At 63.9% G+C, this 25,001-nt stretch carries 22 protein-coding genes; 9 read left to right on the top strand and 13 right to left on the bottom strand.

Annotation, left to right across the window (positions count from 1 at the left end; translation table 11 throughout):
• Positions 1-145: 145 nt before the first annotated feature.
• A complete protein-coding gene (locus tag P273_RS0103945) occupies positions 146-1,381 on the top strand; it encodes an ROK family protein (protein WP_024627187.1) in 1,236 nt (411 codons plus the stop codon).
• 46 nt (positions 1,382-1,427) lie between these two features.
• On the opposite strand, the gene P273_RS0103940 is transcribed toward P273_RS0103945, so the two are convergent.
• Positions 1,428-1,964: an NUDIX domain-containing protein gene (locus P273_RS0103940; protein ID WP_024627186.1), complete on the bottom strand. Its 537-nt coding sequence runs from the start codon at positions 1,962-1,964 to the stop codon at positions 1,428-1,430.
• A 3-nt stretch (positions 1,965-1,967) separates the two neighbouring features.
• Positions 1,968-3,518: an aminopeptidase P family protein gene (locus P273_RS0103935; RefSeq protein WP_051354125.1), complete on the bottom strand. Its 1,551-nt coding sequence runs from the start codon at positions 3,516-3,518 to the stop codon at positions 1,968-1,970.
• A 206-nt stretch (positions 3,519-3,724) separates the two neighbouring features.
• Between P273_RS0103935 and P273_RS0103930 the strand changes: the two genes are divergently transcribed.
• Together P273_RS0103930 and smc are read left to right on the top strand one after the other, a co-directional pair.
• Positions 3,725-5,146 carry a folylpolyglutamate synthase/dihydrofolate synthase family protein gene (locus P273_RS0103930; protein WP_024627184.1) on the top strand — a complete coding sequence of 474 codons (1,422 nt, stop codon included), beginning with the start codon at positions 3,725-3,727 and terminating at the stop codon, positions 5,144-5,146.
• Positions 5,146-8,784, top strand: a complete 3,639-nt coding sequence (smc, locus tag P273_RS0103925; RefSeq protein ID WP_024627183.1) for a chromosome segregation protein SMC — start codon at positions 5,146-5,148, stop codon at positions 8,782-8,784. The genes P273_RS0103930 and smc overlap by 1 nt, the downstream gene beginning before the upstream one ends.
• On the opposite strand, the gene P273_RS0103920 is transcribed toward smc, so the two are convergent.
• The 4 genes from P273_RS0103920 to P273_RS0103905 all read right to left on the bottom strand — a co-directional run bounded on the left by P273_RS0103920 (position 8,717) and on the right by P273_RS0103905 (position 13,289).
• The gene (locus P273_RS0103920; protein WP_024627182.1) at positions 8,717-9,460 is read right to left on the bottom strand and encodes an aspartate/glutamate racemase family protein; all 744 of its coding nucleotides are present in this window, start codon (positions 9,458-9,460) and stop codon (positions 8,717-8,719) included. The two genes, smc and P273_RS0103920, sit on opposite strands and share 68 nt — an antisense overlap.
• A complete protein-coding gene (locus P273_RS0103915; RefSeq protein ID WP_029676119.1) occupies positions 9,457-10,701 on the bottom strand; it encodes a carboxylate--amine ligase in 1,245 nt (414 codons plus the stop codon). The genes P273_RS0103920 and P273_RS0103915 overlap by 4 nt, the downstream gene beginning before the upstream one ends.
• An 86-nt stretch (positions 10,702-10,787) precedes the next feature.
• Entirely contained in the window at positions 10,788-12,356 is a 1,569-nt protein-coding gene (locus P273_RS0103910; RefSeq protein WP_024627180.1) for a Mur ligase family protein, read from the bottom strand.
• 174 nt (positions 12,357-12,530) lie between these two features.
• A complete protein-coding gene (locus tag P273_RS0103905; RefSeq protein ID WP_024627179.1) occupies positions 12,531-13,289 on the bottom strand; it encodes an exonuclease domain-containing protein in 759 nt (252 codons plus the stop codon).
• A gap of 153 nt (positions 13,290-13,442) precedes the next feature.
• Between P273_RS0103905 and P273_RS0103900 the strand changes: the two genes are divergently transcribed.
• Together P273_RS0103900 and P273_RS09240 are read left to right on the top strand one after the other, a co-directional pair.
• The gene (locus P273_RS0103900) at positions 13,443-14,123 is read left to right on the top strand and encodes a sigma-70 family RNA polymerase sigma factor (RefSeq protein ID WP_253269568.1); all 681 of its coding nucleotides are present in this window, start codon (positions 13,443-13,445) and stop codon (positions 14,121-14,123) included.
• Positions 14,102-14,389 carry a hypothetical protein gene (locus P273_RS09240; RefSeq protein WP_024627177.1) on the top strand — a complete coding sequence of 96 codons (288 nt, stop codon included), beginning with the start codon at positions 14,102-14,104 and terminating at the stop codon, positions 14,387-14,389. The genes P273_RS0103900 and P273_RS09240 overlap by 22 nt, the downstream gene beginning before the upstream one ends.
• A gap of 289 nt (positions 14,390-14,678) precedes the next feature.
• Here P273_RS09240 and P273_RS0103885 read toward each other — a convergent pair whose 3' ends face one another.
• Complete coding sequence (locus P273_RS0103885) at positions 14,679-15,647, bottom strand: aldose 1-epimerase family protein (protein WP_155804688.1); 969 nt, start codon at positions 15,645-15,647, stop codon at positions 14,679-14,681.
• 172 nt (positions 15,648-15,819) lie between these two features.
• Between P273_RS0103885 and P273_RS0103880 the strand changes: the two genes are divergently transcribed.
• Positions 15,820-16,887 carry a 4-hydroxy-3-methylbut-2-enyl diphosphate reductase gene (locus P273_RS0103880; RefSeq protein ID WP_155804687.1) on the top strand — a complete coding sequence of 356 codons (1,068 nt, stop codon included), beginning with the start codon at positions 15,820-15,822 and terminating at the stop codon, positions 16,885-16,887.
• 19 nt (positions 16,888-16,906) lie between these two features.
• On the opposite strand, the gene ybaK is transcribed toward P273_RS0103880, so the two are convergent.
• Positions 16,907-17,413, bottom strand: a complete 507-nt coding sequence (ybaK, locus tag P273_RS0103875) for a Cys-tRNA(Pro) deacylase (RefSeq protein WP_024627174.1) — start codon at positions 17,411-17,413, stop codon at positions 16,907-16,909.
• Between the two features lie 76 nt (positions 17,414-17,489).
• Here ybaK and P273_RS09520 point away from each other — a divergent pair, with 76 nt between their 5' ends.
• Positions 17,490-18,086, top strand: coding sequence for a DedA family protein (locus P273_RS09520; RefSeq protein WP_024627173.1), 597 nt, complete (start codon positions 17,490-17,492; stop codon positions 18,084-18,086).
• 73 nt (positions 18,087-18,159) lie between these two features.
• Here P273_RS09520 and gap read toward each other — a convergent pair whose 3' ends face one another.
• From gap to P273_RS0103845, 5 genes are all read right to left on the bottom strand, one after another.
• A complete protein-coding gene (gene gap, locus P273_RS0103865) occupies positions 18,160-19,215 on the bottom strand; it encodes a type I glyceraldehyde-3-phosphate dehydrogenase (RefSeq protein ID WP_024627172.1) in 1,056 nt (351 codons plus the stop codon).
• 189 nt (positions 19,216-19,404) lie between these two features.
• A complete protein-coding gene (locus tag P273_RS0103860; RefSeq protein WP_024627171.1) occupies positions 19,405-19,809 on the bottom strand; it encodes an arsenate reductase family protein in 405 nt (134 codons plus the stop codon).
• A gap of 23 nt (positions 19,810-19,832) precedes the next feature.
• Complete coding sequence (locus P273_RS0103855; RefSeq protein ID WP_024627170.1) at positions 19,833-20,591, bottom strand: thiamine diphosphokinase; 759 nt, start codon at positions 20,589-20,591, stop codon at positions 19,833-19,835.
• 41 nt (positions 20,592-20,632) lie between these two features.
• Positions 20,633-20,989 carry a branched-chain amino acid transporter permease gene (locus P273_RS0103850; RefSeq protein ID WP_024627169.1) on the bottom strand — a complete coding sequence of 119 codons (357 nt, stop codon included), beginning with the start codon at positions 20,987-20,989 and terminating at the stop codon, positions 20,633-20,635.
• Positions 20,986-21,723, bottom strand: a complete 738-nt coding sequence (locus P273_RS0103845; protein WP_024627168.1) for an AzlC family ABC transporter permease — start codon at positions 21,721-21,723, stop codon at positions 20,986-20,988. The genes P273_RS0103850 and P273_RS0103845 overlap by 4 nt, the downstream gene beginning before the upstream one ends.
• Before the next feature lie 175 nt (positions 21,724-21,898).
• On the opposite strand from P273_RS0103845, the gene msrB reads away from it, so the two are divergent.
• Complete coding sequence (gene msrB, locus P273_RS0103840) at positions 21,899-22,876, top strand: peptide-methionine (R)-S-oxide reductase MsrB (protein ID WP_081709248.1); 978 nt, start codon at positions 21,899-21,901, stop codon at positions 22,874-22,876.
• A gap of 136 nt (positions 22,877-23,012) precedes the next feature.
• Positions 23,013-24,902 (top strand): asparagine synthase (glutamine-hydrolyzing), encoded by a 1,890-nt coding sequence (gene asnB / locus P273_RS0103835; protein ID WP_024627166.1) that lies wholly within the window; start codon positions 23,013-23,015, stop codon positions 24,900-24,902.
• Positions 24,903-25,001 lie beyond the last annotated feature (99 nt).

Genomic DNA, 25,001 nt, shown 5'->3' with positions numbered 1-25,001 from the left:
TTTTCCTTCCTGGCTTCTACCTACGTATCCGAGGGTGGAAGCTCCAGCTGAATTTGCGGATTTTGGCGGGTTCATGTGTGATACTGAAAGGTGGTTTCTGGCATGTAGGGTGGTTTTGCCGCCCGGATTTGGAGGGATGATTTCCGTGACTGCCCTGCGCTCTATCAATCAGGATGATCTGAGGAACCACAACCTCTCGGTCATTATCGACACCATTCTGCGGTCGCCTACCTCGCTCAGCAGGGCGGATCTGGCCAAGGCCACCGGGCTGACCAAGGCCACCATGTCGCTCCTGGCAGGGCTCCTACTCAGGAATAGGGTGGTACGCGAGGAAGAGCCTGAGACTTCGCAGAGCAGCCATGGCCGACCAAGCACCCCACTGTCCATCGCACACGGACGCTGGGCCGGTCTGGGCCTGCAGATCAACACCGATGGTTACGGATGTCTGGCCATGGATCTGGATGGGACCCTGATCGATTCGGCCTGGGTCAAGGATGATATGCATGAGGCGGAACCCGATCGGGTCTTCGCTGAACTGGAGAAACTGACCAAGCCCATCGAACGCAAGCTGTCACGTCGGCACTACCGCACAGTGGGTTCGGGCCTGGCCCTGCCCGGCCTGGTCGGCGGCGACACCACCCTGCTCATGGCCCGCAACCTGGGATGGGAACGTCTGGATCTGCAGGAATTTCCCCTGGTCCGTCGACTAGCTCCCAGAGTGGGCAACGAGGCGCGTCTGGCAGCCCTTGCACAGATTCCCGGCTACGCTGCCCAGCGTCCTGCGGGCGGAGATGAGGGGCCACTTTCGCCCACCGACTCCTTTATTTACATTTCCACTGACATCGGTATCGGCGGGGCCGTGGTGCGTCGCGGGGCCGTCGAGACCGGAGACCATGGGTTCGCCGGTGAATTGGGGCATGCCTCGGTGGATCTGAACGGCCCAACCTGCCGTTGCGGCCGCCGTGGGTGCCTGGAGACCTACGCCGGGCGCAGGGCTCTGGTTGAGGCGGCTGACATCGCCACTGGAGCTGAGGCGGTCACGCCCCAGGCCATGGAGGAGCTCTACCAGCGTTGGCAGCAGGGCGATGCCAAAGCGGTAGACGCCATCGACCGCGGGCTCGATGCCATGATCTCGGTCATCGCCTCAGCCATCAATATTGTTGACGTGGATACGGTCATTCTGGGGGGATTCTGGTCGCACTTCGGTGGCAACCTGGCCCAGCGTCTGCAGGATCGGCTCAATCAGCTGACCCTGGGCCGAGATGCCGTGGATATTCGCGTGCTCATCCCCACCCAGGCCGACTATCCGGCCCTCAAGGGAGCAGCACTGGTAGGCCTGCGCCGCTTCATCGACGATCCGCTGAATTTCTTCGAGGACTGAGCCGCCAAGGGCTGAACCTTCCAAGGGCCCAATGGTCAACTTGAGACTAGTCGGGATTTGCAGGCAGCTCTCTGCCGCCAACCTTGAAGAGGGCGTGGGCATCTCCGCCCTGCAGGCGCTCCAGATAGGTCCGGGCTCGGGCCATGCGTTCCGCAGTGGTCTGGGCCAGCGGAGAGGGGAGTTGATCGGGGTCGAACCAGCCGACTGACAGGCTCTCCTCGTCACCCACAAAGGGATCGGTGTTGCCGCTGGGGTCAGGCCGGCAGATGAACAGATGATCCATGTACATGGTCCGGTCCCCGTTGGCATAGGTGATCACCTCTTGGGAGGATGTGACCGCCGCCAGGTCGGTGACGATCACATCCACCCCGGTCTCCTCCTTGACCTCGCGGACCACGGTGTCGGCCGGGTCCTCGCCCGGTTCGTTGATCCCGTAGACCAGGGCCCACTGTCCGGTGTCGGAGCGCCGGCCCAACAGGAGGCGGCCCTGGTCATCGCTGACGAAGGCCGTCACACCGTTCAGCCAGAGCAGGTCATGGCCTATGGACCGGCGCAGTCTGAGCACAAAGTCAGGGGTGGGCATACATCAGTCCCTGTCCGGGTCGGCCAGTGCGGCCCGCTGCGCCATCCAGGCCTCCACCTCTTCGACGGTCTTGGGGATGCCAGCAGACAGCCACTGGGGTCCCTGCTCGGTCATGAGCACGTCGTCCTCCACGCGCACGCCGATGCCGCGGAACTCCGGAGGCACCAGCAGGTCGTTCTCCTTGAAGTAGAGTCCGGGCTCGATGGTGAAGATCATCCCGGGGGTGATGGGCGCGCCCTGGTAGGACTCGTACCTGGCCTCCGCGCAGTCGTGCACGTCCAGACCCAGGTGGTGGGCGCATCCGCAGGCGTGCCAGCGGCGGTGCTGCTGGCCCTGGGGGGAGAGGGACTCCTCCACACTGACCTTGAGGATGCCCCACTCGTGCAAAGTTTCAGCCAGCACACGCATGACGGCATGGTGGATGTCCGAGTAGGTGGCGCCGGGCCTGGCTGCTTCGAAGCCGGCCTGCTGGGCCTTGAGCACGGTCTGGTAGATCCGCTTCTGCAGGGGGCTGAAGGTGCCGCCTACGGGGAAGGTGCGGGTGATGTCGGCCGTGTAGAGGCTGTTGACCTCCACGCCGGCGTCGATCAGGAGCAGGTCGCCCTTCTGGACGGTTCCGTCATTGCGCATCCAGTGCAGGATGGGAGCGTGCTTGCCCGAGGCGATGATGGAACCGTAGCCCACGTCGTTGCCCTTCTCGCGGGCGTTGGCGTTGAAAACACCCTCCAGCATCCGCTCGGAACGGGGCTTGCCTACCACCTGGGGCAGGTGGGTCAGAATCCGGTCGAATCCGTCTTTGGTGGCGGCGATGGCCTTGCGCATCTCGCTGATCTCATAGTCGTCCTTGATCATGCGGGCCTCAGAGGTGAACTCTTCGAGCTTGTCGTCAGCCTCCTCATTGCGGTCCGGACCGCCGATGCCGTTGGCCTTGCGGGCGGCCTCCACCTGGTTCAGGACCTCCTGGTCGGCAGTGCGGATTACCCGCATCTTGACCGCTCCCTGGTCCGGCCCCAGATCCTTGGCGATGGCGTCAGGGAAGGAAGCGATGTCCTTGGTGGGGACGCCGGTCATGATGGCCAGCTCCCGCAGCCCGGCCCGGGGACCCACCCAGTACTCCCCATACTGGGAGGACCTGTAGTAGTCGCGGGTGGACTGATCGGCCCGGGGATGGACGAAGAGCTCGGGGGTATGGGTCAGGCCCTTGGCGGCCTCCGGGCTGTCGGGATCCACTGGGTCCAGGACCAGGATGGCTCCGGGTTCGTAGTCCTCGCCCAGGCCCGTGTAGTAGGCAAAGGTGGTGTCTGGGCGGAAGGCGTAATCGTTGTCGTTGTTTCGGGTCTTGTAGGAACCGGCGGGGATGACCAGTCGTTCACCAGGGAAACGCTGACCCAGTTCACGCAGACGGCGCTCAGTATACTTGCTGGACTCCAGTGGCTCGATCTGCGGCTCCTGGGCCTGCCACCCGGTGGTCATGAACTTCTGGAAGGCGGGGGAGTTGGGGCGCAGGGTGCGGTTGTTCACCCGGTCTTCCATGTTCTGCTCATCCAGGTCCACGTTCTTGGGATCAGTGTCTCCTTGTAGATGCTCCTGTGCGGATGCGGTCACGTCCAGCCTCCTTGAGATTCCGGTTCTGACTATGTTGGTTCCATGGTAGTGCGTTCGGCCGATGTGACAGTCGGCTGTTCCGGCCCTCAATCGGGGTCGGTGGCGCATAGAATGGGCGGGAAGCATCCACAGCCAGCAGGAGGCGCAGGCAGAATATGTCATTCGAACACCCCAACAGCAAGGGTCAGAATATTCGCGATGTCGAGCGGGCCATCATGTCGCGTCCCGCCGAGCATGACAGCCCCAACCTGGACCTGGACAGGATGGGGATGATGCTGGACCTGCTGGGTCACCCCGAGCACAGCTTCAGGGTCATTCACGTCACCGGTACCAACGGCAAGGGGTCCACGGCGCGGATGGCCGAGGCTCTGGTGCGGGCCTACGGTCTGCGCACCGGGCTCTATACCTCGCCCCACCTAGAGCGGATCAACGAGCGGATCGCCATCGACGGCAAGGAGCTCTCAGACGAGGACTTCGTAGACCTCTACCAGCAGATCGAGGATTTCATCGCCATGGTGGACGACCGCTTCGCCCAGCAGGGCAGGGCTCCCATGAGCTTCTTCGAGGTCCTGACCGCCATGGCCGTCTGGGCTTTCGCCGACGCCCCGGTGGACGTGGCCATCGTCGAGGTGGGGATGGGCGGCCGTTGGGATGCCACCAACGTCCTCGATGGTGATGCCGCCATCATTGGTCCGGTGGACATGGACCATATGCAGTGGCTGGGGGATACGGTCGAGCAAATAGCAGGGGAGAAGGCCGGGATCATCAAGCCCAAGTCCACGGTCATCGTCGGTGCCCAGCCTCATGAGGAGGCCGTCATGCCCATCATTGAGCAGGCCGTGCGCGAGCAGGGCGCCCCCACCCTGTTGAGGGACGGCAACGAGCTGGAGGTCGTCTCCCGTATGCCCGCAGTGGGCGGCCAAGTGGCTACGCTGCGCACGCCGCAGGGACTCTACAAGGATGTGCCCATCGACAAGTTCGGCGAGCACCAGGCCCACAACGCTTTGGCAGCCCTGGCCGCGGCCGAGACGGTCATCCCCGTCAACGGAGCCCTGGACCAGGATCTGGTGGCTGAAGCCTTGAGCCAGGTGCGCATCCCCGGCCGGATCGAGCAGGTGCGCACCTCGCCCACCATCATCATCGATGGCGGGCACAACCTGAACGCGGCCCAGTCCCTGCGTGCGGCCATCGAGGAGAACTACGACTTCAAGCAGCTGGTGGGCGTGATCTCCATGATGGCCGACAAACAGGTGGAGGACTATCTGGGACTGTTGGAACCCGTGCTGGACAGCGTCGTGGTCACCGAGAACTCCTGGAAGGGTCGGGTCATGCCCGCCGAGGATCTGGAACGGGTTGCGGTGCGGGTCTTCGGACCTGACAGGGTGGTCCGGCGCGACCGGATGCCCGATGCCATCCAGACGGCCGTCGACATGGTCGACAGCGAGGACCAGACCGGCGTGGGCTACGGCCGGGGGGTGCTGATCTGCGGCAGCTTCGTCACCGCCGGCGACGCCCGCACCCTGCTGGCCGAGCGTCCCAATCCCGATCTGGCCAAACCTAAGGCGGAGCGCGCCTGATGTACCTCAAGGAGCTGACCCTCAAGGGCTTCAAGTCCTTCGCCTCGGCCACCACCCTGCGCTTCGAGCCGGGCATCACCGCTGTGGTGGGCCCCAACGGATCAGGCAAATCCAACATCGTCGATGCCCTGGCCTGGGTCATGGGCGAGCAGGGAGCCAAGAGCTTGCGCGGCGGATCCATGGAGGACGTGATCTTCGCCGGCACCTCCTCCAGGCCGCCGCTGGGCCGGGCGCAGGTCACCCTGACCATCGACAACACTGATCGGACCTTGGACATCGACTACACCGAGGTGACCATCAGCCGGACCATCTACCGCAACGGGGGGTCCGAATACGCCATCAACGGGTCCGACTGCCGCCTGCTGGACATTCAGGAGCTGCTCAGCGACACCGGGCTGGGCCAGCAGATGCACGTGATCGTCGGCCAGGGTCGGCTGGATGCCATCCTGCGGGCTGATCCGGCCGGCCATCGCGCCTTCATCGAGGAGGCGGCCGGCATCCTCAAGCACCGCAAGCGCAAGGAACGGGCCCTGCACAAGCTGGCCAACACCGAGGCCAACCTGTCCCGTCTGGATGATCTGATCGGCGAGATTCATCGGCAGCTGGGGCCGCTGGGCCGCCAGGCCAAGGTCTCCCGCCGTGCCGACATGATCCAAGTCAGCCTGCGGGACGCCCAGGCCCGCATCCATGCCGACGATGCCCTGACCTCGCAGAAAAAGCTGGAGGACCTGCGCTCGCAGATGGCAGAGACTCGGGGGCAGCTGGCTCGCGGGCAGGAGGATCTGACCAGGGTCAAGCTGCGCATCGAACAGCTGGAGGGGCTGGACCGACAGTCCAGCCCGGCTCTGGAGGCTGTCAACCAGCAGTGGAACGACCTGACCAAGCTGGGTGAGCGAGCCGGTTCCTTGGCATCATTGGCCAGGGAGCGCAGCCGTTCGTTGGAGGCCGGTATGGTGGCCGACCAGGGGCAGGACCCCGGGGTGCTCAGACGGCGGGCCGACGAGCTCAAGGGTCAGGCCGACCAGGCGGAGAGCCAGGTTGGAGCCGATCGGATCGCCCTGGATGGCCGCGTTCAAGCCCGTGCGGATTTGGAGCGGCGGCTGGCCGCCCACCGGCAGACCATGACCGAGCTGCGGCAGGCGGCCAGAAAGCGGCAGGCTCGGTTGGGCGACCTGGCCCAGCTGGTGGCCAAGGAGGAATCGGCCCTGGAACTTTCCAGGCAGCGCGAGCGTGACCTGTCCCGCCAGCAGGATCAGCTCAGGGAAGGCCTAGAGCGTGCCAGGAACCGGGTACGGGACCTGGACAGCCAGGAGGAAAGTCCTGACCAGGATGGCAGACAGGCCCTTGATCATGCAGGTCAGGTCAGGGATCAGGCCCGAAGCAGGCTCAACGACCTCCAGGAGCGCGAACGCCGTATTCAATCCGATGCCATATCGGCCCAGGCCAAGGCCGATGCCCTGGCGGACACGCTGGACCATCGTGGCGCCGGCGAGGCCCTGTCCCAGGCGGGGGATCCTGCCCTGCTGGGTGTACTGACCGACTTCGTCCGAGTGGAGGATGGCTGGGAGGAGCCCCTGGCCCAGGCCTTGCATGACTATGCCTCGGCCCTGGTGGCCAAGGATGGCCAGGCGGTCGACCAGACCCTGGAGCGGGCCCGCCGAGACCGTCTGGGACGCGCCGCGTTGATCTCGGCATCAGGCCCGCTCGAAGGCGCCGGTGTAAGGCCCGGCGATGGCCCCTGGCGGTCGGCCGCCGACCTGGTGGATCTGCGGGAGCATCCTGCCGATCCTGACCAGGCCCAGGGAGTGCTGGCGGCTGTCCGCAGTCTGCTGGCCTCCACAGCCGCCGTCGATGACGCTGATCAGGCCCGGCTTGCCCTGGAGGACGGGTGGCAGCAGGCGTTGACCTGCCAAGGCGACCTCTACGACCGGGTGGGTGCGGTTGGCGGATCCGCTCCGGCCACCAGCGACTTGGCGCTGACTGCACGCAGGGATAAGGCCCTGGCGCAGGTGGAGACCCTCCAGGAGGAGTCCCGGACTTTGCAGCCGCAGATGGATGGGGCCCGTGCTGCCCTTGAGCAGGCCGAGCAGCAGCTGCAGGAGGCGCGCAACCGGTGCACCGAGGCCCGGGTCAAGGCCGAGCAGGCAGCCCGGGATCTGGCAACGGCACGCAAGGAGTCGGATCGGGCCCAGGCCGGGGTCAAGGATCTGGATGACCGGCTGACCCAGGTGCGCGACCAGGTACGCACCCACGAACTCAAACTGGAAGATCTGAAAGCCGGCCTGGCCCGCGCCCAGGAGGATGGGGATTCTGATCCGGATGACCCGGAGGGCATGGAAGACCGGCAGCATGAATTGGAGACAGCCCTGGACCAGGCCCGCACCGCCGAGATGGAGGCCAAGCTGACCTGGACGGAGAGCGACCGGCGGCATGCCTCCCTGCTGCGGCAGATTGATCTGCTGCGGGATCAGGCCGACCAGGCCGAACGCCATCGTCAGCGGATAGGCGAGGAAAACCGTCGTCGCAAGGCCGGTATGGCCTCCCTGGGGCTGATCGCGCTCAGGGCCGACCTGCTGGCCCAGCTGATCAAGGGGAGGATGGAACATGCGGCCCGCCGCCGGGATCAGCTCAGGGCCAAGGCTTCGGCCCACGACAAGGAGCTGACCGATCTGCGGGCCAGCAGGGACGATCTGGAACCCAAGGTGGCCGGTCTGCGCCAGGATGAGCACGGTCTGGATCTGGAGCGGGAGCGCCTGGCTGGCGAGGACGGTCGCCTGCGCCAGCGCATTCAGGATGACCTGGGCATGGAGCCTGAGGAGCTGATCCGCGAATACGGCCCCGATCGTCCGGTGCCCGTCCTGGATGACGAGGGTAATCCGGTTCCCTTGGATCAGGAGACGACGGAGGAAGACGGCGATTCGCCAGCCTTCAAAACGGTGCCCTACCAGCGCGGCGAGCAGGAGAAGCGGCTGGCCAAGGCCAAGCGGGACCTGGCCGCTCTAGGCAAGGTCAACCCGCTGGCCACCGAGGAATACGAGGCCTTGGAGTCCCGCAACCGCTACCTGCACGAGCAGCGTCAGGATGTGATCGGGTCCCGGGACGATCTGATGGCCCTGGTCAAGGATCTGGATTCGACCATGGTCACGGTCTTCAAGGAGGCCTTCGACGACACGGCCCAGGCCTTCGAACGCATCTTCGCCACCCTCTTCCCCGGCGGGCGCGGGCGGCTGCGGCTGGAGGATCCGGACGATCTGCTGACCACCGGCGTTCTGGTCGAGGCCAGCCCGGCCGGCAAGAAGGTCCGTCGGCTCTCCCTGCTCTCGGGCGGGGAGCGGTCGCTGACGGCCCTGGCTCTGCTCCTGGCCATCTTCACGGCCCGGCCCAGCCCCTTCTATGTCATGGACGAGGTCGAGGCCGCCCTGGACGACGTGAACCTGACCAGGCTGCTCAAGGCCTTCGAACAGTTGCGGGAGCATGCTCAGCTGATCATCATCACCCACCAGCAACGGACCATGGGCATCGCTGACGCCCTCTACGGGGTCACCATGCGGGGGGACGGAGTGACGGCCGTCATCTCCCAGCGGCTGAAGGATCCGAATCGTCCCGGTCGCGAAGAGCCCGAGCCCGATCAAGGGTGACCTCTGCCAAAACGGCTTGGGAGTCCACGATGGGCAGCTGTGGCATGGGGTAGACCTCGTTGAGTACTGAGAGCTCGGTGCAGCCCAGCAGGATCGAGTCGCAGCGGTAGTCGTTCAGGAAGGCGTTGAGAACGCCCAGGTAGCGGTCCTTGTCCAGTCGCCCTTCCTTGACGTCGTCGTAGATCAGTGCGCTCACGCGATCCTGCAGGGCCTGGTCCGGGTCCACCAGCTGGTAACCGGCGCTGTCGGCCGGGCCCTGGTAGATGGCGGCATGGCGGGACCCCTCGGTGCCCATGTACCCCATGCGAGGATGGGTTTTCGCCGGATAGTGCCGGTCGGCCCAGTCGATGGTGGCCTGGGGCATGTCCAGGATGGGCACCGGGGTCAAGGCCTGGAGCCTTGGCAGAATCTGATGGGCGGTGTTGCAGGCCATGACCATGAATGAGGCGCCCATGGCTGTGGCCTGGCGCACATCCTCGGCCAGATAGGGGAAGGGATCATCCTCGCTGCGGCCCAGGATGAACTCGGTGCGATCCGGGACAGTGGCGTGGTTGAAGACCACATAGTCCAGAAAGTCCTGGTCCCGGTGCGCCCCGGTCATCCGGTCCAGCACACGTACGAAGCTTTCGGTGGCCAGGGTGCCCATGCCGCCCAGGACGACGAAGAAGTTCCTCATGCCAGCTCCCCCTTGTCGCGGAAGTAGCGCCGGTAACGGCGCCGGTAGATGGCGAACATGTGTCGGATCATCAGCCGGCGCAGCAGGCTGCGGTCCTTGTTGTACTCCAGAGTGGTGCCCCAGTCCCCGCGGCGAATCATGGCCATGGCCTGTCGTTTGTCCTCGGACTCGGCGCAGTATGTGCGGAAGATGTCCTTGGGAATCTCCATCCAGAGGCGATGCCCCCGGCCGAAGACGGTGCGTCCGTTGAAGGGGGTGTCCAGAACCAGGTCGTCCACGAAGTAGCGGGCCAGGTTGAAGCCGTTCAAAGTGACCACGTAACTGCTGCGACCCTGGCGCAGATTGATCTCGAAAAGCTTGTAGACGCCGTCGCGCGGATCGTACTTCATGTCGAAGTTGGCCACACCGCTGTAGTTGATGTCCTCAAGGAAGGCCTTGATCCGGTCGAAGATGTCCTGGTTGTAGTCGGGCATAATGGCTGCGTAGTTGCCCACGGCCTCGGGGGTGGGGTCCTCCAGCAGCGGGTGACCCAGAAACATCATGCGCACCCGGTGGTGGCGGTCCACATAGGCGTTGAGCACTCTCATGTTGTCATCGCCCCCAGGCACGAAGTCCTGGATGACCATTTTCGAGGTGTACCCGGCCTGGTAGGACCTGCGGATCATGGTGTCCAGCTCCTCCGGGTTGCTGAAGATGAAGGCCTTCTTCCTGCCGGGGAAGTCGATGCCCAGCCATTCGTCACTGTCGGCTGGCTTCATGGCCACCGGGTAGTCGAAGGGCAGCTTCCGGTGGCGACCCGCCTTCACATCGTCGGCATCCACCGAGACGGTCTGCGGATGCGGCAGATCGTAGCGGTCGCAGAGTTCGTAGAAGGAGGACTTGAGCGAGAGGGCGCGGTTGAGCTTGGCGTCGATGGCGTTGAAGACGAATCGTTCGCGCAGGGGATCGCCGAACTCGTCCAGCAGGTTGGCGTAGGTGTCCCCGCAGGGCAATAGAAGCAGGGTGGCTCCTGGGTGGTCCCGGTGATAGGCGTCGGCCCAGTCGTTCAGGGCCGGTACGAAGACCTTGGGATTGGCGAAATCCGGCACCAGGTGCACGTCGATGATCCTGCTGTACTTGGTGGGGGAGAGCTGCTGGTGGGCGAAGGCGGTGGAGACCAGTCCATAGGCCTCATGAAAAGCGCGCGCCATGCCGTAGGCGTTGATGTCGCTGCCCAGTATGACCGGTTGGAATTCTTGCATCTGTATGAAACCACCTACCATGTGCTCGTGCGCCCCGCCCTGCCGCGGGGCATTTGGCTTTCCATCTTAGGGTCCTGTCGGGATCGTCATCCCTGGGCTGCGCCGGTGGCTCCCAGGTTGTAGCTTTCCGTGCCCAGCAGGCGCGCCACCACGTGGTCATCGCCCTCATAGGGCACGTGGCCGCCGTCCGTCTTGAACCAGCGTTCCTCACCCTTGCCGATGACCAGCGTGACGCGCAGACGGTCCCCTGGCTGGCCCGGATCTCCCAGGGCCTGCTGGATGGCCTGGATCCTGTCCGGAACGATGCTGGCATCCAGGCTTGGGTTGGTCACGAAGCCCAGCATCTGGCGATCCACCTGATCCGCGCTCTCCCCCTCCTCGTCGTCGGCGGTCAGGATCAGCCGGTCGACGCGGTTCTGAGCGGCGCTGACGATGCCCTCCCTGCGGTCGATGGCCTTGCCGCCAGCGGAACCGGAGACCAAAGTAATCAGGGGTTTGAGCTCGCCGTAGCGCTCGTCCACAAAATCCAGTAGGGCGGTGACCGAGGCCTTGTTGTGGGCGTAGTCGACGTAGACCACTCGGTTGTCGGCCTTGAAGCGTTCCATCCTGCCGGCGATCCTGACGCTCTCCATGGCCTGGAGTGCGTCGGCATCGGGCTCCAGACCCAGACGGGTCAGCATGGCCAGGGCAGCGGCCGCGTTCAGGGCGTTGAAATCCCCGTCCATGGACAGGCTGACCGGATTCATGGCTCCGCCGGCGGGTCCTATCAGGTAGTCGTCGCCCTGGCCGGGAGCCTTGCGAACCAGGAAATCGGCCTGTCGGGTTCCATCACCGAATGTGGTCACCGGAATGCCGGCGGCGCGGGCATCCTGACGAATCAGGTCGGCTCCGCGCGCATCGGCTCCCAGGACCAGCTGCCGGCTGTTGTAGGTTATGCGGCGCTTGCAGTAGAAGTAATCCTCGAAGCTGGGGTGTTCGATGGGGCTGATGTGGTCGGGGGAGATGTTCAGGAATGCCCCCAGGTCGAATGTCAGCCCGTAGACACGGTCCACCTTGTAGGCCTGGGAGGAGACCTCCATGACCAGGTAGCGCATGCCGGCGTCTGCCGCCTGGCGCATCATCCGAAAGAGGTCCAGCGATTCGGGTGTGGTCAGCTGGGACTCTTCGTAGTGCCGGCCGTCCAGACAGTTGTCCACTGAGGAGAGCAGGGCGGCGCGGCCTCCGGAGATCTTGCCCAGCATGGCCTGCAGGAAGTAAGCGGTGGTGGTCTTGCCCTTGGTGCCGGTGATGCCCACCAGTGTCAGCTGATCCTGGGGATACCCGTAAAAGGCCGCGGCCAGCAGACTCATGGACTTGCGCACGTCGTTGACGATGATCCCCGGGGCTTTGGTGTGGGCGGACAGATCCTGCTGGGCCACATAGGCCTGCGGTCCCTCGGGATCGCAGGCGTCCAGATATTCGGGCCGGAAGTGGCCCTTGCAGAAGAGCAGACTGCCAGGTCCAGCCTGGCGGGTGTCGTAGGTGATGTCGGTGAAGGGCTTGGATGACTGGGTGTCTTCTGGAGTATTCAAGGTCCACTGGTCGCCCTGGATCACCTCGCGCAGTTGATGATGTTTGCGCAGCAGCTCCAGAGTTGAAGCCATCGTCAGCGCCATGCCGGCTTCCCCCTTGTCTGTAGGTTTGTCACGTAACTTGTTCCTGCCCGATTGGTGACCCCGATCGAGACCAGATACAAGTCTAAACCGCCTCCAGGCGAGGGCAGGGCGATTCGACGACCCCTTGACTGAATGGGCAAAAAGCAGGTAGCGGATCGGCCCTGGAGCTGAGCCTCAGAGCCAGGAGTCGGTGACTGGGCGACGGCCTTGTGAGATCAGATGCTGGTTGAACTGCTCCCGCCACTTGGCCTGCGCCTGCCGCTGCCAGTCCATCAGGGAGTCCATGGTGATTCGGGCCACCTGGGGGAAGAGGGTGGTCATGGGCTTGATCAGGTCGACGGCTGCCACCGTATCCGCCGTGGCATTGTGGAAGTTGCCATGGGGGATGACGCCGTAGTACTCACTGGTCAGCCCCAGGGTGCGGCGGCCCGACCGATGGGAGATCTCCCTGTCCAGGACCAGAGGATCAACCACCAGCAGATTCCCCTCGCTCAGAGGCTTGACCGACTCCGCGCACCAGTGGGCGATGTCCCCATCCAGCATCTGCACGTCAAAGGGCGCGTTGTAGGCCAGCAGGGGGATGCGCTTGTCCTGGGCGCGGGCAATGAACCCGGCCATCTGCTCGGTGGCCAGCTCAGGCTCCATGCCCTCGGTGGCCAGCTGCTCATCGGTGAACCCGTTGACCCGACTGGCCCCCTTGCTGATATGTCGGTGCGGATTGACTATCCAGGTGGCTACGACATCCCCTGCGTAGCCCTTGGTCGGGTCGCGCAGAACCAGGCTGGCCGAAACAATGCCGTCCTTGCCTGGTCTGGTGCCCGTGGTCTCGGTGTCGAACCCCAGAAGCCAGGAGTCCCCTAGGCGTGTCGACCCCTCCTGTTGCGGGGCTGACGCAAGCGCCTGCTCCATGCTTGTGTACTCGGTGTTTTCCATAAGCGTGATTTCTCCTTCGTCATTATGGTAACCGAGGACCGACCGGCCCGCGAACGGGTCGAAACCGCCACGGGCGAGGGGGGATGGCACAATAGAAGTGTGGCAGATACCAGCGAACTCGAAAGCAGAAAACGTCAATTCGAGGCCCTGGCCATGCCTGCGGTGGATGTGCTGTACCGCCAGGCCATGCGCCTGACCAACAATCCGGAGGATGCCCAGGATCTGGTTCAGGATACTTTCGAGCGCGGATTCAAGGCTTTCGACCGCTTTCAGCCGGGCAGCAACTTTGAGGCCTGGATGACCACCATCGAACGCAACGCCTACTTCAACCAGTATCACAAGGCCAAGCGGCGCCCCCAAAGGGCCAACGACTCGACAGGCGAGTACAACGACTGGGACATCTATTCGGCTTCGGAGCACGGGTCGGAGGGGCTCAAATCCGCCGAGCAGGAGTACATGGAGACCTTCGCCCCCGAGGAGATCATGGCCGCCCTGAACCGGCTCAGCCCGGAGCGCCGACGGGTCTTCATCGATGCTGCCATCGACGGCAAGAGCTATCAGCAGGTGGCCGATGAGGAGGGCATCAAGATCGGCACGGTCATGAGCCGGCTGAACCGTGCGCGCTCGCAGTTGCGCCAGGAGCTGGAGCGATATGCCCAGGAGCGCGGCTACCAGCAGGGGCGCGGTGCTGCAGGCAAGCCCTCAGCGGAACGACATGGTGCTGGTGCTGCCAGGCCTAGTATAAAAAAGAGATCAGCAGCAAGGGGCACTGAGGGCCCCCGAAGATCGGGTACCAGGAAGTGGGCAGGAGCATGGACGGACGCGTGGAGATGAGTCACTACGCCTACGATGACGGCGGCTCTGTCAGGGTGTCCCACACCAGCCTGCGCATCTACCGGGATGCCTCCTGTGTGGATCCCAGCGACTGCTTCGATCCGGAATCCTGCTGCGACGATCGGGAGCGCATGGTCATCGAGGAGCTGCGCCGGTATCTGCGCCCCGAATGCGCGCCGGACTGTCTGCTGGACCGGCTCAGGCACATGTTCGACCAGATGGATGAACTGGAGCAGGGGACTCCGGATCGCACCAGAGACAAGTAGATAAAGTCAAGTAGGTTCAGTGCCTGGCTATTCAGGTTATTGCAGGGATCATGGTCATGCGTATGCAGCCATTGTTTTTTTTTTACGCATATATGCAAAACCCCGGCACCAATGGTGCCGGGGCAGACGATCAGGTGTTCGGCCTCTTGCCGTGGTTGGCGGCCTTCTTGCGGCGATCCCTGCGCTTGCGTCCGCGCATGCCCATGATTGGACTCCTTTGCTACTGATGATCCGATAAGCCTTGCCGATTATCGCACACCGGGCTGACCTTTGTCGACCAGCAGGCTGCTCAGAGCTGTTGCGCCCGGTAACCCACCTGGGTGGTGTAGACGGCGGCAGGCTGCAGAATGACCAGGTTCCGGCCAGTTCTGAAGGCGTTGGCGTAGGCGGTCATGGGCTCCACGGCGACGCCGGCCGGGCGCATGCCGGCATCGAAGCCGGTCCCGGTGCAGACCTGCCAGGAGGTGATGGTCTCATCGCCCCAGAGCTGAATGCGGATGCCGTCCGGCCTGGTGAACCAGGCCGAGCAGGTGCCGTCGTCGTCCCGTTCCACATCGGTCCATGCGTCGTCGAAGGCCGCATCCTCGCCCAAGACAGGGCCCTGGCGCAGATCAGTCCGTCCTTGGACGGGCTCGGTGCCGGTGGGCAGCAGCCTGTCCGGATCGACCACTACGTGGGTGCGGCAGGGGATGGACAAGGTGCAGGGGGCGTTGTCCTTCTGGATCTGGTCACCGGCGCCCTGCTTGCCGTTGGCCAGCCAGGGGTGGATGCCGAAGGCCCAGGGTGCAGCCTCGTCGCCCAGATTCAGGGCCCGGGTGGTCATGGTCAGCCCCTGGTCGTCCAGGGTGTAGGTGACGGTGACCACCACGTCGAAGGGGTATCCGGCCATGTCGGGCACCCGCCAGGAGAGGCTGACGGAGTCTTCGGCCAGAACCTGCAGGCGCCAGTAGGACCGGTAGCCGTAGCCGTGGATGGCGGTGCGCCGGTCGTGCTCGTCGATGGGCAGGGTGTAGGTGTGGCCTTGGAAGTCGTAGGTGCCGTCCTCAATCCGGTTGGGGAAGGGGACCAGCACGTTCCCGTTGCTGCAGGGTACGGTTCCATCCGGGTCGAATGAGGCCAGCAGGTCCTTGCCTTGGTATTTCAGGACGCGCAGGATGGCTCCCAGCTCGGTCACCACTGCCTCGTAGTCCCCGTGACGGATGCTGTACTGCTGTCCTGTCCGGGGCACGGCCCCGCCCATCATCTCGTTCGTATGCATGCTCCCACTTCCATAGTGCCGTTGATGCTTGCTACGCCACCATCCTAGCGCCTGGGTGGTCTTGGCTTCTTGGTGAAAGAGTGGCGGATGGACTACCGGGAGCCGCTCTGGCTTTCTACCATGGTCTTGCAATGTCCGGGACCGCCCGGATGGACGTTGATAAGGAGCGGCAGTGGCAGTATTTCGGACCACCGTGTGCGAACAGCCGACCACGCAGGGGCATGGACGGGTCATCCTGGCTGATCCGCGTGGCTTCTGCGCGGGGGTGGACCGTGCCATCCAGACCGTGCAGACCATCCTGGATGCGGACAACCCCCATCGGGATCTGCCGCCGGTCTACGTGCGCCGGCAGATAGTCCACAACCGGCATGTGGTCGAGGACCTGTCCCGGCGAGGGGCTGTGTTCGTGGACGAGCTGGATCAGATTCCCGATCAGGCCGTCCGTGCCGGGGTTCCCGTGGTCTTCTCGGCCCATGGAATCGCCCCCTCGGTCGTCAAGGAGGCCCAGCGGCGGGGGATGCGTGTGGTTGATGCCTCATGCCCCTTGGTCAGCAAGGTTCACCGGGAGGTCCAGCGCTTCGTTCGGGACGGCTACCGAATTATTTACATAGGCCACCGAGGGCACGACGAGGCTGTGGGAGTCATGGGGGAGGCCCCGGACCGGGTTCATCTGGTCGAGCATGAGGCCGATATTCAGGCCTTGGACTTCGGACCCGACACCCCGCTGGTCATGCTGACCCAGACCACCCTCAGCCTGGATGAGACCGCCGACCTGGCCGCGGCCCTGCGTCGACGCTTCCCCTGGATAGAGGAGCCGCCGGGCTCCGACATCTGCTACGCCACCCAGAACAGGCAGCAGGCGGTCAAGCTGGTGGCCGGCCAAGCGGACTGCATGGTTGTGGTGGGCTCGGCCAATTCCTCCAATTCGGTGCGTCTGGTCGAAGTGGCCCGTCAGGCCCTGGATGCGCGCTTTCCCGGTCAGGGCGAGCAGAGGGCCCACCGGGTCGACGATGCGGGCGAGCTGGATCCGACCTGGCTGCAGGGCATGGATTCGGTAGGACTCACCTCGGGTGCATCGGTTCCCGAAAACCTGGTTCAGGGGGTGCTGGAGACCCTGGCCTCCCGAGGGTTCACCCAGGTGACCCGGGCCCGGGCAGTCGACGAGCATATGCACTTCGTCTTGCCTGCGGCCCTGCGTTCAGCCCGTGCATCAAGGAAAGTTCCACAGCCGCAGGGCTAGGCCCCAGCGCTAAGATCGCTCAGTCGGTGGCCAGCGGGGCGGTCTTGGCCTTGAGGACACGGATCAGATCCCGTGGGTCCAGACCCAGACTGATTCCGCGCTTGCCGCCGGAGACCATGATGGTGTCGAACTCCAGGGCGCCTTGGTCGAGTACGGTCAGGTGTCGGGTGCGTTGGCCGAAGGGTGAAATGCCGCCCAGGACGTATCCGCTCTCTCGTTCGGCCTGGGCCTTGTCGGCCATGCGGGCCTTCTTGGCGCCCACGGCCGCCGCCAGGTGTTTGAGGTTCAGGTGGCCGGTCACCGGCACAATGCCGATGACCCGCTCCTTGCCCGTGTCGGCCATCAGGGTCTTGTAGACCGTGCGCGGGTCCAGGCCCAGCTTTTTGGCGGCCTCGATGCCGTATCCCTGGTCCATGTGGTCGGCGCTGTGATGGTATTCGTGGATGGTGAAGGGCACCCCCAGACGCTCCAGCTGGGCCATGGCCGGGGTCGCGGCATCCGAGTCCGCCCGCTTCTTCTTGCTCATGACTCCATGCTAAGGTACTGACCGTTTGGGTAGGCTGATGGGTGTCTTTGGCGCCATTGCGCGGAAAGGGTAGTCCATGACCGCTGTCAATGCCTGGCTGCTCGATGCGGTGACGGGCGGCTGGGGGCTGGCCGTGCTCTTTCTGGCTGCCTTTTTGGATGCGCTGATCATTCCCATACCCACGGAACTCATGGTCCTGGCCACGGCTTCGGCTTTTCGGGCCTCGGGACGACCTCTGCCCATCCAGGTCTTTCTGGTATGCGCCCTGGCCTTCGCGGGCGGCGATGCCTGCACCTATGGGCTGGGGCGGCTGGTCCCGCTGAATCGTCTGGCCGTCTTCCGTGGCGCCGCAGGCAAGGCGGTAACCACATGGGCCCATCGGGCCCTGCTGCAGGGAGGTGGCTTCTTCACGCTGGCCTCGCGCTTTGTGCCCTCGGGTCGGACCGTGGTCAATCTGACTGCCGGGGCGGCGAGGTATCCGCTGAACCGTTACCTGCCCCTGGCTGCCCTGGCCGGATTGCTCTGGTCGATGTATATGTGGACCCTGGGGTATCTGGCCTCCTCCTGGCTGAAGAACAACCCCCTGGCCGTCATGGCCATCGGTTTTCTGACGGGCATGGTCGTCGGACTGGTCTGCGACCTGGCCATGCGGGCGCTCACCCGGAGGCGCTGATGATAAGCAAGGGGCCCGCCCCCGTAGGGAGCGGACCCCATCATCGCTAGGGCCGGAGGAGCCGGCCTGACGCTCAGTCGCCCAGTCCGGCGAAGTAGATCAGGGTGCGGATCATGTTGCTGGTGAAGCCGTACTCGTTGTCGTAGAAGGCAACGGTGCGGACCATCTGGTCGTCACCATAGGTGTTGACATCGGTCTGCGTGGGATCGAAGATGCCGCCGTGGGTGTCGCCGATCACGTCGGAGGTCACGATGCCCTCGTCGTTGTAGCCGAAGTAGTCCTTGCCCTCGAAGGCCTTCTTGGCGGTGTCGTTGATCTCGTCGACGGTGACCTTCTTGTTCAGCAGGCAGAACAGCTCAGTGACGGAGCCGGCGGGAACGGCCACACGCTGCGCGTGGCCCTGCAGCTTGCCGTCAACGGAGGGAACGACCTTGCCGATGGCCTTGGCGGCACCGGTGGAGTGTTCGATGGTGTTGAGGGCGGCGGCGCGGGTGTTGCGCGGCTTGTTGCCCTTGGGGCCATCCAGCAGCATCTGGGAGCCGGTGTAGGCGTGGATGGTGGTCATGTACCCGATGCGGATGCCGAAGTTGTCATCCAGCATCTTGACCATGGCGGCCAGGGAGCCGGTGGTGCAGGAGCCGGCGGAGATGATCTTGTCGGAGGGCTTCAGGGTCTCCTGGTTGACGCCGTAGACCACGGTGGGTGTGGCCTCGTCCTTGGCGGGGGCGGAGATCAGCACCTTCTTGACTCCGGCGTTCAGGTGGGCCTGAGACTTCTCGGTGGAGGTGTAGAAGCCGGTGCACTCCAGCACGCATTCCACACCGTCGTTCTTGGCCCAGGGGATGTTGCTGGCATCCTTCTCGGCGTAGACCGGGATCTCCTTGCCGTCCACCACGATGGCGGTGTCGGTGGAGGTGACCGAGACAGGGGTGCCGTCGTCGTGACGGAAGGTGCCCTGGGTGCTGTCGTACTTGAGCAGATAGGCCAGAATGGCCGGGGTGGTCAGATCGTTGATAGCGGCAACCTCGATGTTGGAGGCTTCGCCGCCACGGGCCTGGAGCTCAAAGATGCGCCGGAAGGCCAGACGACCGATACGTCCGAATCCGTTGATGCCAATCTTTACTGTCATTCAATTCTCCCTTGGAGATTGGCCGTATACAGCACAAAAATTACCGGACCGTATATGGCCGATTACTGATAACATCTCATAGTTTATAGAACCCTGTGTACTTATAGCAAGCGATAACGCGGGTTCTGCCAAGGAAAAAACGAACAAAATAATTGGTAGGTTTTGTTGTTTGTTTACGCAACAAAACGATCAAGAATTGTGAGAATTTTCGTTCGTATCGGCCAGCCAATCCTCCCACTGCTGCTGACGGAATCCGACTAGGACACGCCGGCCATCCAGCAGGATGGGACGCTTGACCAGCATGCCGTCGGTGGCCAGCAGCTGCAGAGCCTGCTCCGTGTCCATCTGTGGCAGCCGTTTGCTTAAGCCCTGGCTGCGATAGGCCTGACCTGAGGTATTGAAGAATCGTCGGACGGGCAGGCCGCTCATGTCCAGCCATTCGGTCAGTTCCTCCTGGGTGGGGCGGTCCTCCTTGATGTCGCGCTCGGTGAAGTCCACATTGTGGTCACGCAGCCAGGTGCGCGCCTTGGCGCAGGTGGAGCAGCGGCTGTAGCAGATGAAGAGCGGGTGCTGGGCTGTAGGTGATGCTGTCATAGTTGTTCCTTTCCAAGTGGGGTTCAGGCCAGCCGGCGGGAGGGCCGGGTCTCCAAGGAGCCCAGGTCTGCCTTGGGCTCCAAGGCGGCACTCCATACCGGCTGGGGCGCCGAGATGGGGTAGGTGACGAACACTGTTCCCTGTTTCAAGCCTATGTGGGCCGGTCTGCCAGGCAGGAACTCGTTGCTGACGCCGGTCACCTGCTGGTTGGTCATGGTCATGCCATCCGTCTGGTATTTGAGGCCCTGCTCGACGACGCCCAGAGCCTGGTCGTCAGCGGCCAGGACGGAGATCATGGACCTGGGCGGGCAGTCCCAGACGGGGAAGTCCAGGCTTCCAGGGCCGAGGGCCGTGACCAGCATTCCCCGCCCCCAGAGTTCGGCCCGGCCTCCGCTGGCCGCGATCAGATGGATCAGGTTCAAGTTGGCCAGCGTGTGGTCCATGCGTCCGCCCAGGCCACCATATATAAGGAATCGCCGGCAACCGCGCTGCCAGCCCACCTTGACTGCAGCCAGCAGGTCTGTATCGTCTTTCTCGGCAGGCAGGACCCGGCGAGGGATGTCTGTACGCAGCTTGCGGCTGCCAGCGGGCAGAGAGTCGAAGTCGCCGACGACCAGATCAGGCTCGTCCCCGTGCTCCAGGGCCGGCTCCAGTCCTCCGTCCGCTGCGATGACCAGGGCCTGGCCGCCGCGAACCACCTCTTCGCCAAAGTACTGTCCGGCGCCCCAGATCCGGCAGAGCGGTGCCTGGACAGTCTCGCCAGACTGACCGTCATCCTGCATAAGAGTCTTCTTTCTGCGCTCGTCCCTTGGAGGCGCCTCCATCATCCCAGACCAGCCAGACTGACCAGGAAGGTCAGCCATCCCTGCACCAAGGCCATGTAGGTCAGTGTGCCGCAGGCAATGCTGACCATCATGTTCCGCCAGCGCAGGTGGACCAGGGTTGTGACCAGCAGAGCCAGGGCCTCGTAGAGCCCGTGGTCGCCTCCGACCAGGTTGGTGTGCCTCAACGAATAGACCACCAGCAGTCCCATGACGGCGGCGGGCAGCAGACGTCCCAGCCTGGTCACCAGGGCCGGCGGCCGACGTCCCTCCGGCCAGATGAAGAAGGGCAGGAATCTGGTGGCCATGGTTCCCAGGACCACAATGCCTATGGTGATCAGTTGCTGCGTGGTGGTCATGAGGCCTCCCTTTGGCTGTGGAAGTCCAAGAGGATGAAGATGGCCAGGATGACCACCATGGACGGGATGATGAACCGGTCGGGTCCGAAGATCAGCAGGCAGGCCAGGGAGGCCAGCAGACCGATCAGGGCCGGCAGGCGAGCCTCGGCCTGCCGCCACTGCTCCAGAAAGAGGACCAGGAACATGGCGGTCAGCACGAAATCCAGCCCCCGGGTGTCGAAGTTGGCCAGGTTGCCCAGCACAGCGCCCAGGGTGGCGCCGCCCACCCAGTAGATCTGGTCGAGCAGGGTGACGAAGAAGAGGTACCAGCCCTTGTCGGTCCCGGCCGGGTGGGGGTCGGCGGACTCCAGGGCGAAGGTCTCGTCGCACATGCCGAAGATCAGGTAGGGCTTCTTCCGGCCCGTCCCGCGAAAGACCGGCAGCATGGCCAGGCCGTAGAAGAGGTGGCGGGCATTGACCATCAGGGTCAGCATCAGCGCGCCCCAGGGATTGAAGGTGGACATGAGCAGGTCCACGGTCACGAACTCCATGGAACCGGCGTAGATCAGGGCGCTCATGGCCAGCGGGTAGATCACCGGGAAGCCACGGCTGGTCATCAGAAAGCCGTAGGAGATCCCCAGCACCAGGAATCCGGCCATGATAGGCAGGGTCCGTGGGAAGGCCGCAGCCAGGGAGCCCAGGATGGTCCCGGAGGACCTCGCATCTTCGTCAGCGTCTTTTTGCGCTTGCTGCATGACCCGCCTCCTGACTTCGTTTTGGGGAATGGTCAGCAATGATAATCCCCTCTCGCGCCGCAGGGATAGGCCGGTCGACAATGTGAGAAGGCTGTCAAGACGTGGCAGGAACGGAATAGGCGCTCTCCCGCTCCTGTTGAACCTAGCGATAGGCACCGGTATGCGAGGAGGAATCATGGACAAGAACAAGATTTCGACCAACAACCCGGCCACGGTCGTCCTGGCGGGGGGATGCTTCTGGGGCATCGAGCGGTTCTTCCAGGAGGTGGACGGGATCATCGACACCCAGGTGGGATACGCCCAGTCCACAGTGCCCAACCCCAGCTATGAGCAGGTCTGCAGCGGTGTCACCGACGCCGTGGAGAGCGTGCGACTGACCTATGATCCCCAGACGGTCAGTCTGCGGACCCTGACCCTGCTTCTGCTGGATCTGATCGACCCCTTCTCGGTGGATCGGCAGGGCAACGACCGGGGCAGGCAGTACCGCAGCGGCCTCTACTGGGATCCCGAGCATCGCGAGCAGGAGGAGCCCGTCTTCCGCCGCGCCCTGGAGGAGCTGGAGGGCAGGACCGGCCGTCATCCTGCTGTGCAGGTGGAGGCCCTGATCAACTTCTATCCGGCGGAGGAGTCCCACCAGGACTACCTGCTCAAGAACCCCGGCGGATACTGCCACATCCCTCTGGAGGCCATCGCCAACGCCGCCTCCCGCCAGCGCTACATCGAGCGCATATGGTCCCTGGACCCTGAAAGCTACGAGGTCACCCAGCACTCGGCCACCGAACGGCCCTTCACCAATGCCTACGACGGGGAGTTCCGCCCGGGCATCTATGTGGACGTGGTCAGCGGGCAGCCGCTCTTCTCCTCGGCGGACAAGTACGACTCGGGCTGCGGCTGGCCGGCATTCACCAAGCCCATCGATCCCGACCTGCTGGTCAACCGCAAGGATTACAAGCTGCTGGGCCGGCCCCGGATCGAGGTCCGGACGGCACAGACCGGCATCCATCTGGGGCACGTCTTCGACGACGGTCCTGCCGACCGTGGCGGGCAGCGCTACTGCATGAACTCCGCCGCCCTGCGGTTCGTGCCGCGGGACCGGATGGAGGAGGAGGGCTACGGCGACTACCTGCCCTTGGTGGACCAAGCCGGTCGTTGACCGTTCTGCCTCCAGTGACACGCCGGAGCTTCGAACCCATGGAGTTCCGGCGCAGTCCACGCATGAGGCCCCTCTGTTTCCTGTTGCCCTTTTGGGCTATTGTGGACTGCTGGTGGATCGATAAGGAGTCATGCCAATGTGCGGAATTGCTGGGTTCGTCAACGACACCTCTACCGAGGAAAAAACGGCCGTGCTCAAGCGGATGACGGACATCATTGCCCACCGAGGCCCCGACAATGAGGGGCATTTCGTCGATGAGCGGGTGGCCCTGGGTTTTCGGCGCCTGAGCATCATCGATCTGCAGGGCGGCGACCAGCCCATCTTCAACGAGAACTCCTCCATGGCCATCACCATGAACGGGGAGATCTACAACTACCGTGAACTGCGCCGCCAGCTGATCGACCTGGGCCACACCTTCTCCACCGAGTCCGACACCGAGGTCATCCTGCACGGCTACGAGCAGTGGGGTCACGAAGTGGTCAACCGCCTGCGCGGCATGTTCGCCTTCGTCATCTGGGACCGCGGCCGCGGCGAGCTCTTCGGGGCCCGGGACCACTTCGGCATCAAGCCCTTCTATTACGCCCGGATGGGCGGCACCTTCATGTATGCCTCGGAGATCAAGAGCCTCCTGCAGCATCCGGACTTCCACAAGGAGCTCAACACCCAGGCCCTGCGTCCCTACATGACCTTCCAGTACCCGGCGCTCCCCGAGACCTTCTTCAAGGGCGTATTCAAGCTTCCCGAGGGCCATTGGTTCACCTTCCGGGACGGAAAGATGGACATCCACCAGTATTACGACCCGGCCTTTGGCGAGAGCAAGCAGGATCTGAAGGACCTGGTCGACTCCATCGACCAGACCGTCCAGGATTCGGTCAAGGCCCACCAGGTGGCCGATGTGGAGGTGGGCTCCTTCCTCTCCTCCGGGGTGGACTCCAGCTATGTCGCAGCCCTGGCACGCCCCCGGCACACCTATTCGATCGGCTTCGGCAAGGGGACTTACAACGAGTCCGACCAGGCTGGCGAGCTGGCCTCCATACTCAAGCTCAACAACACCACCGAGTCCCTGGACGGCGACCAGGCCTTCAGCTACTTCCCGCAGATTCAGTGGTATATGGACGAACCTGACTCCAACCCCTCCTGCGTGCCGCTCTTCTTCCTTTCCGAGCTGGCCAGCCGGGACCTGCGCGTGGTCCTGAGCGGGGAGGGCGCCGACGAGCTCTTCGCAGGCTACGTAGATTACGGCGTGCATACGCGCTCGCGCATCATCAAGGATGTCACCCGTCTGCTGGGGCGGCTGCCTCGCAAGGCCCGGTATGCCATCGGACGCTGGGCCAAGGGCAAGCACTTCCACGGGGCCTGGCACCTGTACGCCAACCTGGCCCCCGCCGAGGAGAGCTTCATCGGCCAGGCCAAGGTCTTCGACGAGGACGAGGCCGGCAGGCTGCTCAAGCCGGCCTACCGCAAGGCCCCCCGTGTCTCTGAGATCACGGGACGAATCTATGCCCGGCTCAAGGGGCGCAGCCTGTCCGAGCTCAAGAAGAAGCAGTACCTGGACATGCATCAGTGGATGCCCGGGGACATCCTGCTCAAGGCCGACAAGATGACCATGGCCCACTCCCTGGAGCTGCGTGTGCCCCTGCTGGACCGCAAGCTCATGGATGTGGCCGAGAAGGTGCCGACCAAATACCTGATCACTGATCAGAACACCAAGTTCGCCTTCCGCAAGGCTGCCGACCGCCATATTCCCCGGGAGTGGTCCGCCAGGGAGAAGCTGGGCTTCCCCGTGCCCATCCGGGACTGGCTGCATCAGGAGCGTTACTACCGGCTGGTCCGCAGCATGTTCGAACAGGAATGGGTGTCCGAGTTCTTCGACCAGCAGGCCCTGCTGCGCATGCTGGACGACAACTACGCCAAGCGCAACGACGCCCGTCGCAAGATCTGGACCGTCTACTCCTTCCTGACCTGGTATGACGTCTATTTCATCCACGACGGGACCAAACCAGAGCTGCTGGACCTTCCGGCCTAGGAGTCTGTCCCGAGGGCTGTGCTATACTGCTATTCGGCTTGAGAAATCAAGAAAGCGGATGATCCCACCTGGGAGCCTTCCATGGCTTCGGGTTCGACC

Origin of the sequence: Bifidobacterium sp. A11 (genome assembly GCF_000499185.1) — a bacterium.
In the GTDB taxonomy this organism is placed as follows: Bacteria; Actinomycetota; Actinomycetes; order Actinomycetales; family Bifidobacteriaceae; genus Bombiscardovia; species Bombiscardovia mizhiensis.
Note: the sequence above shows the minus strand (reverse complement) of the source record. Positions and strands in the feature narration are given on the sequence as shown.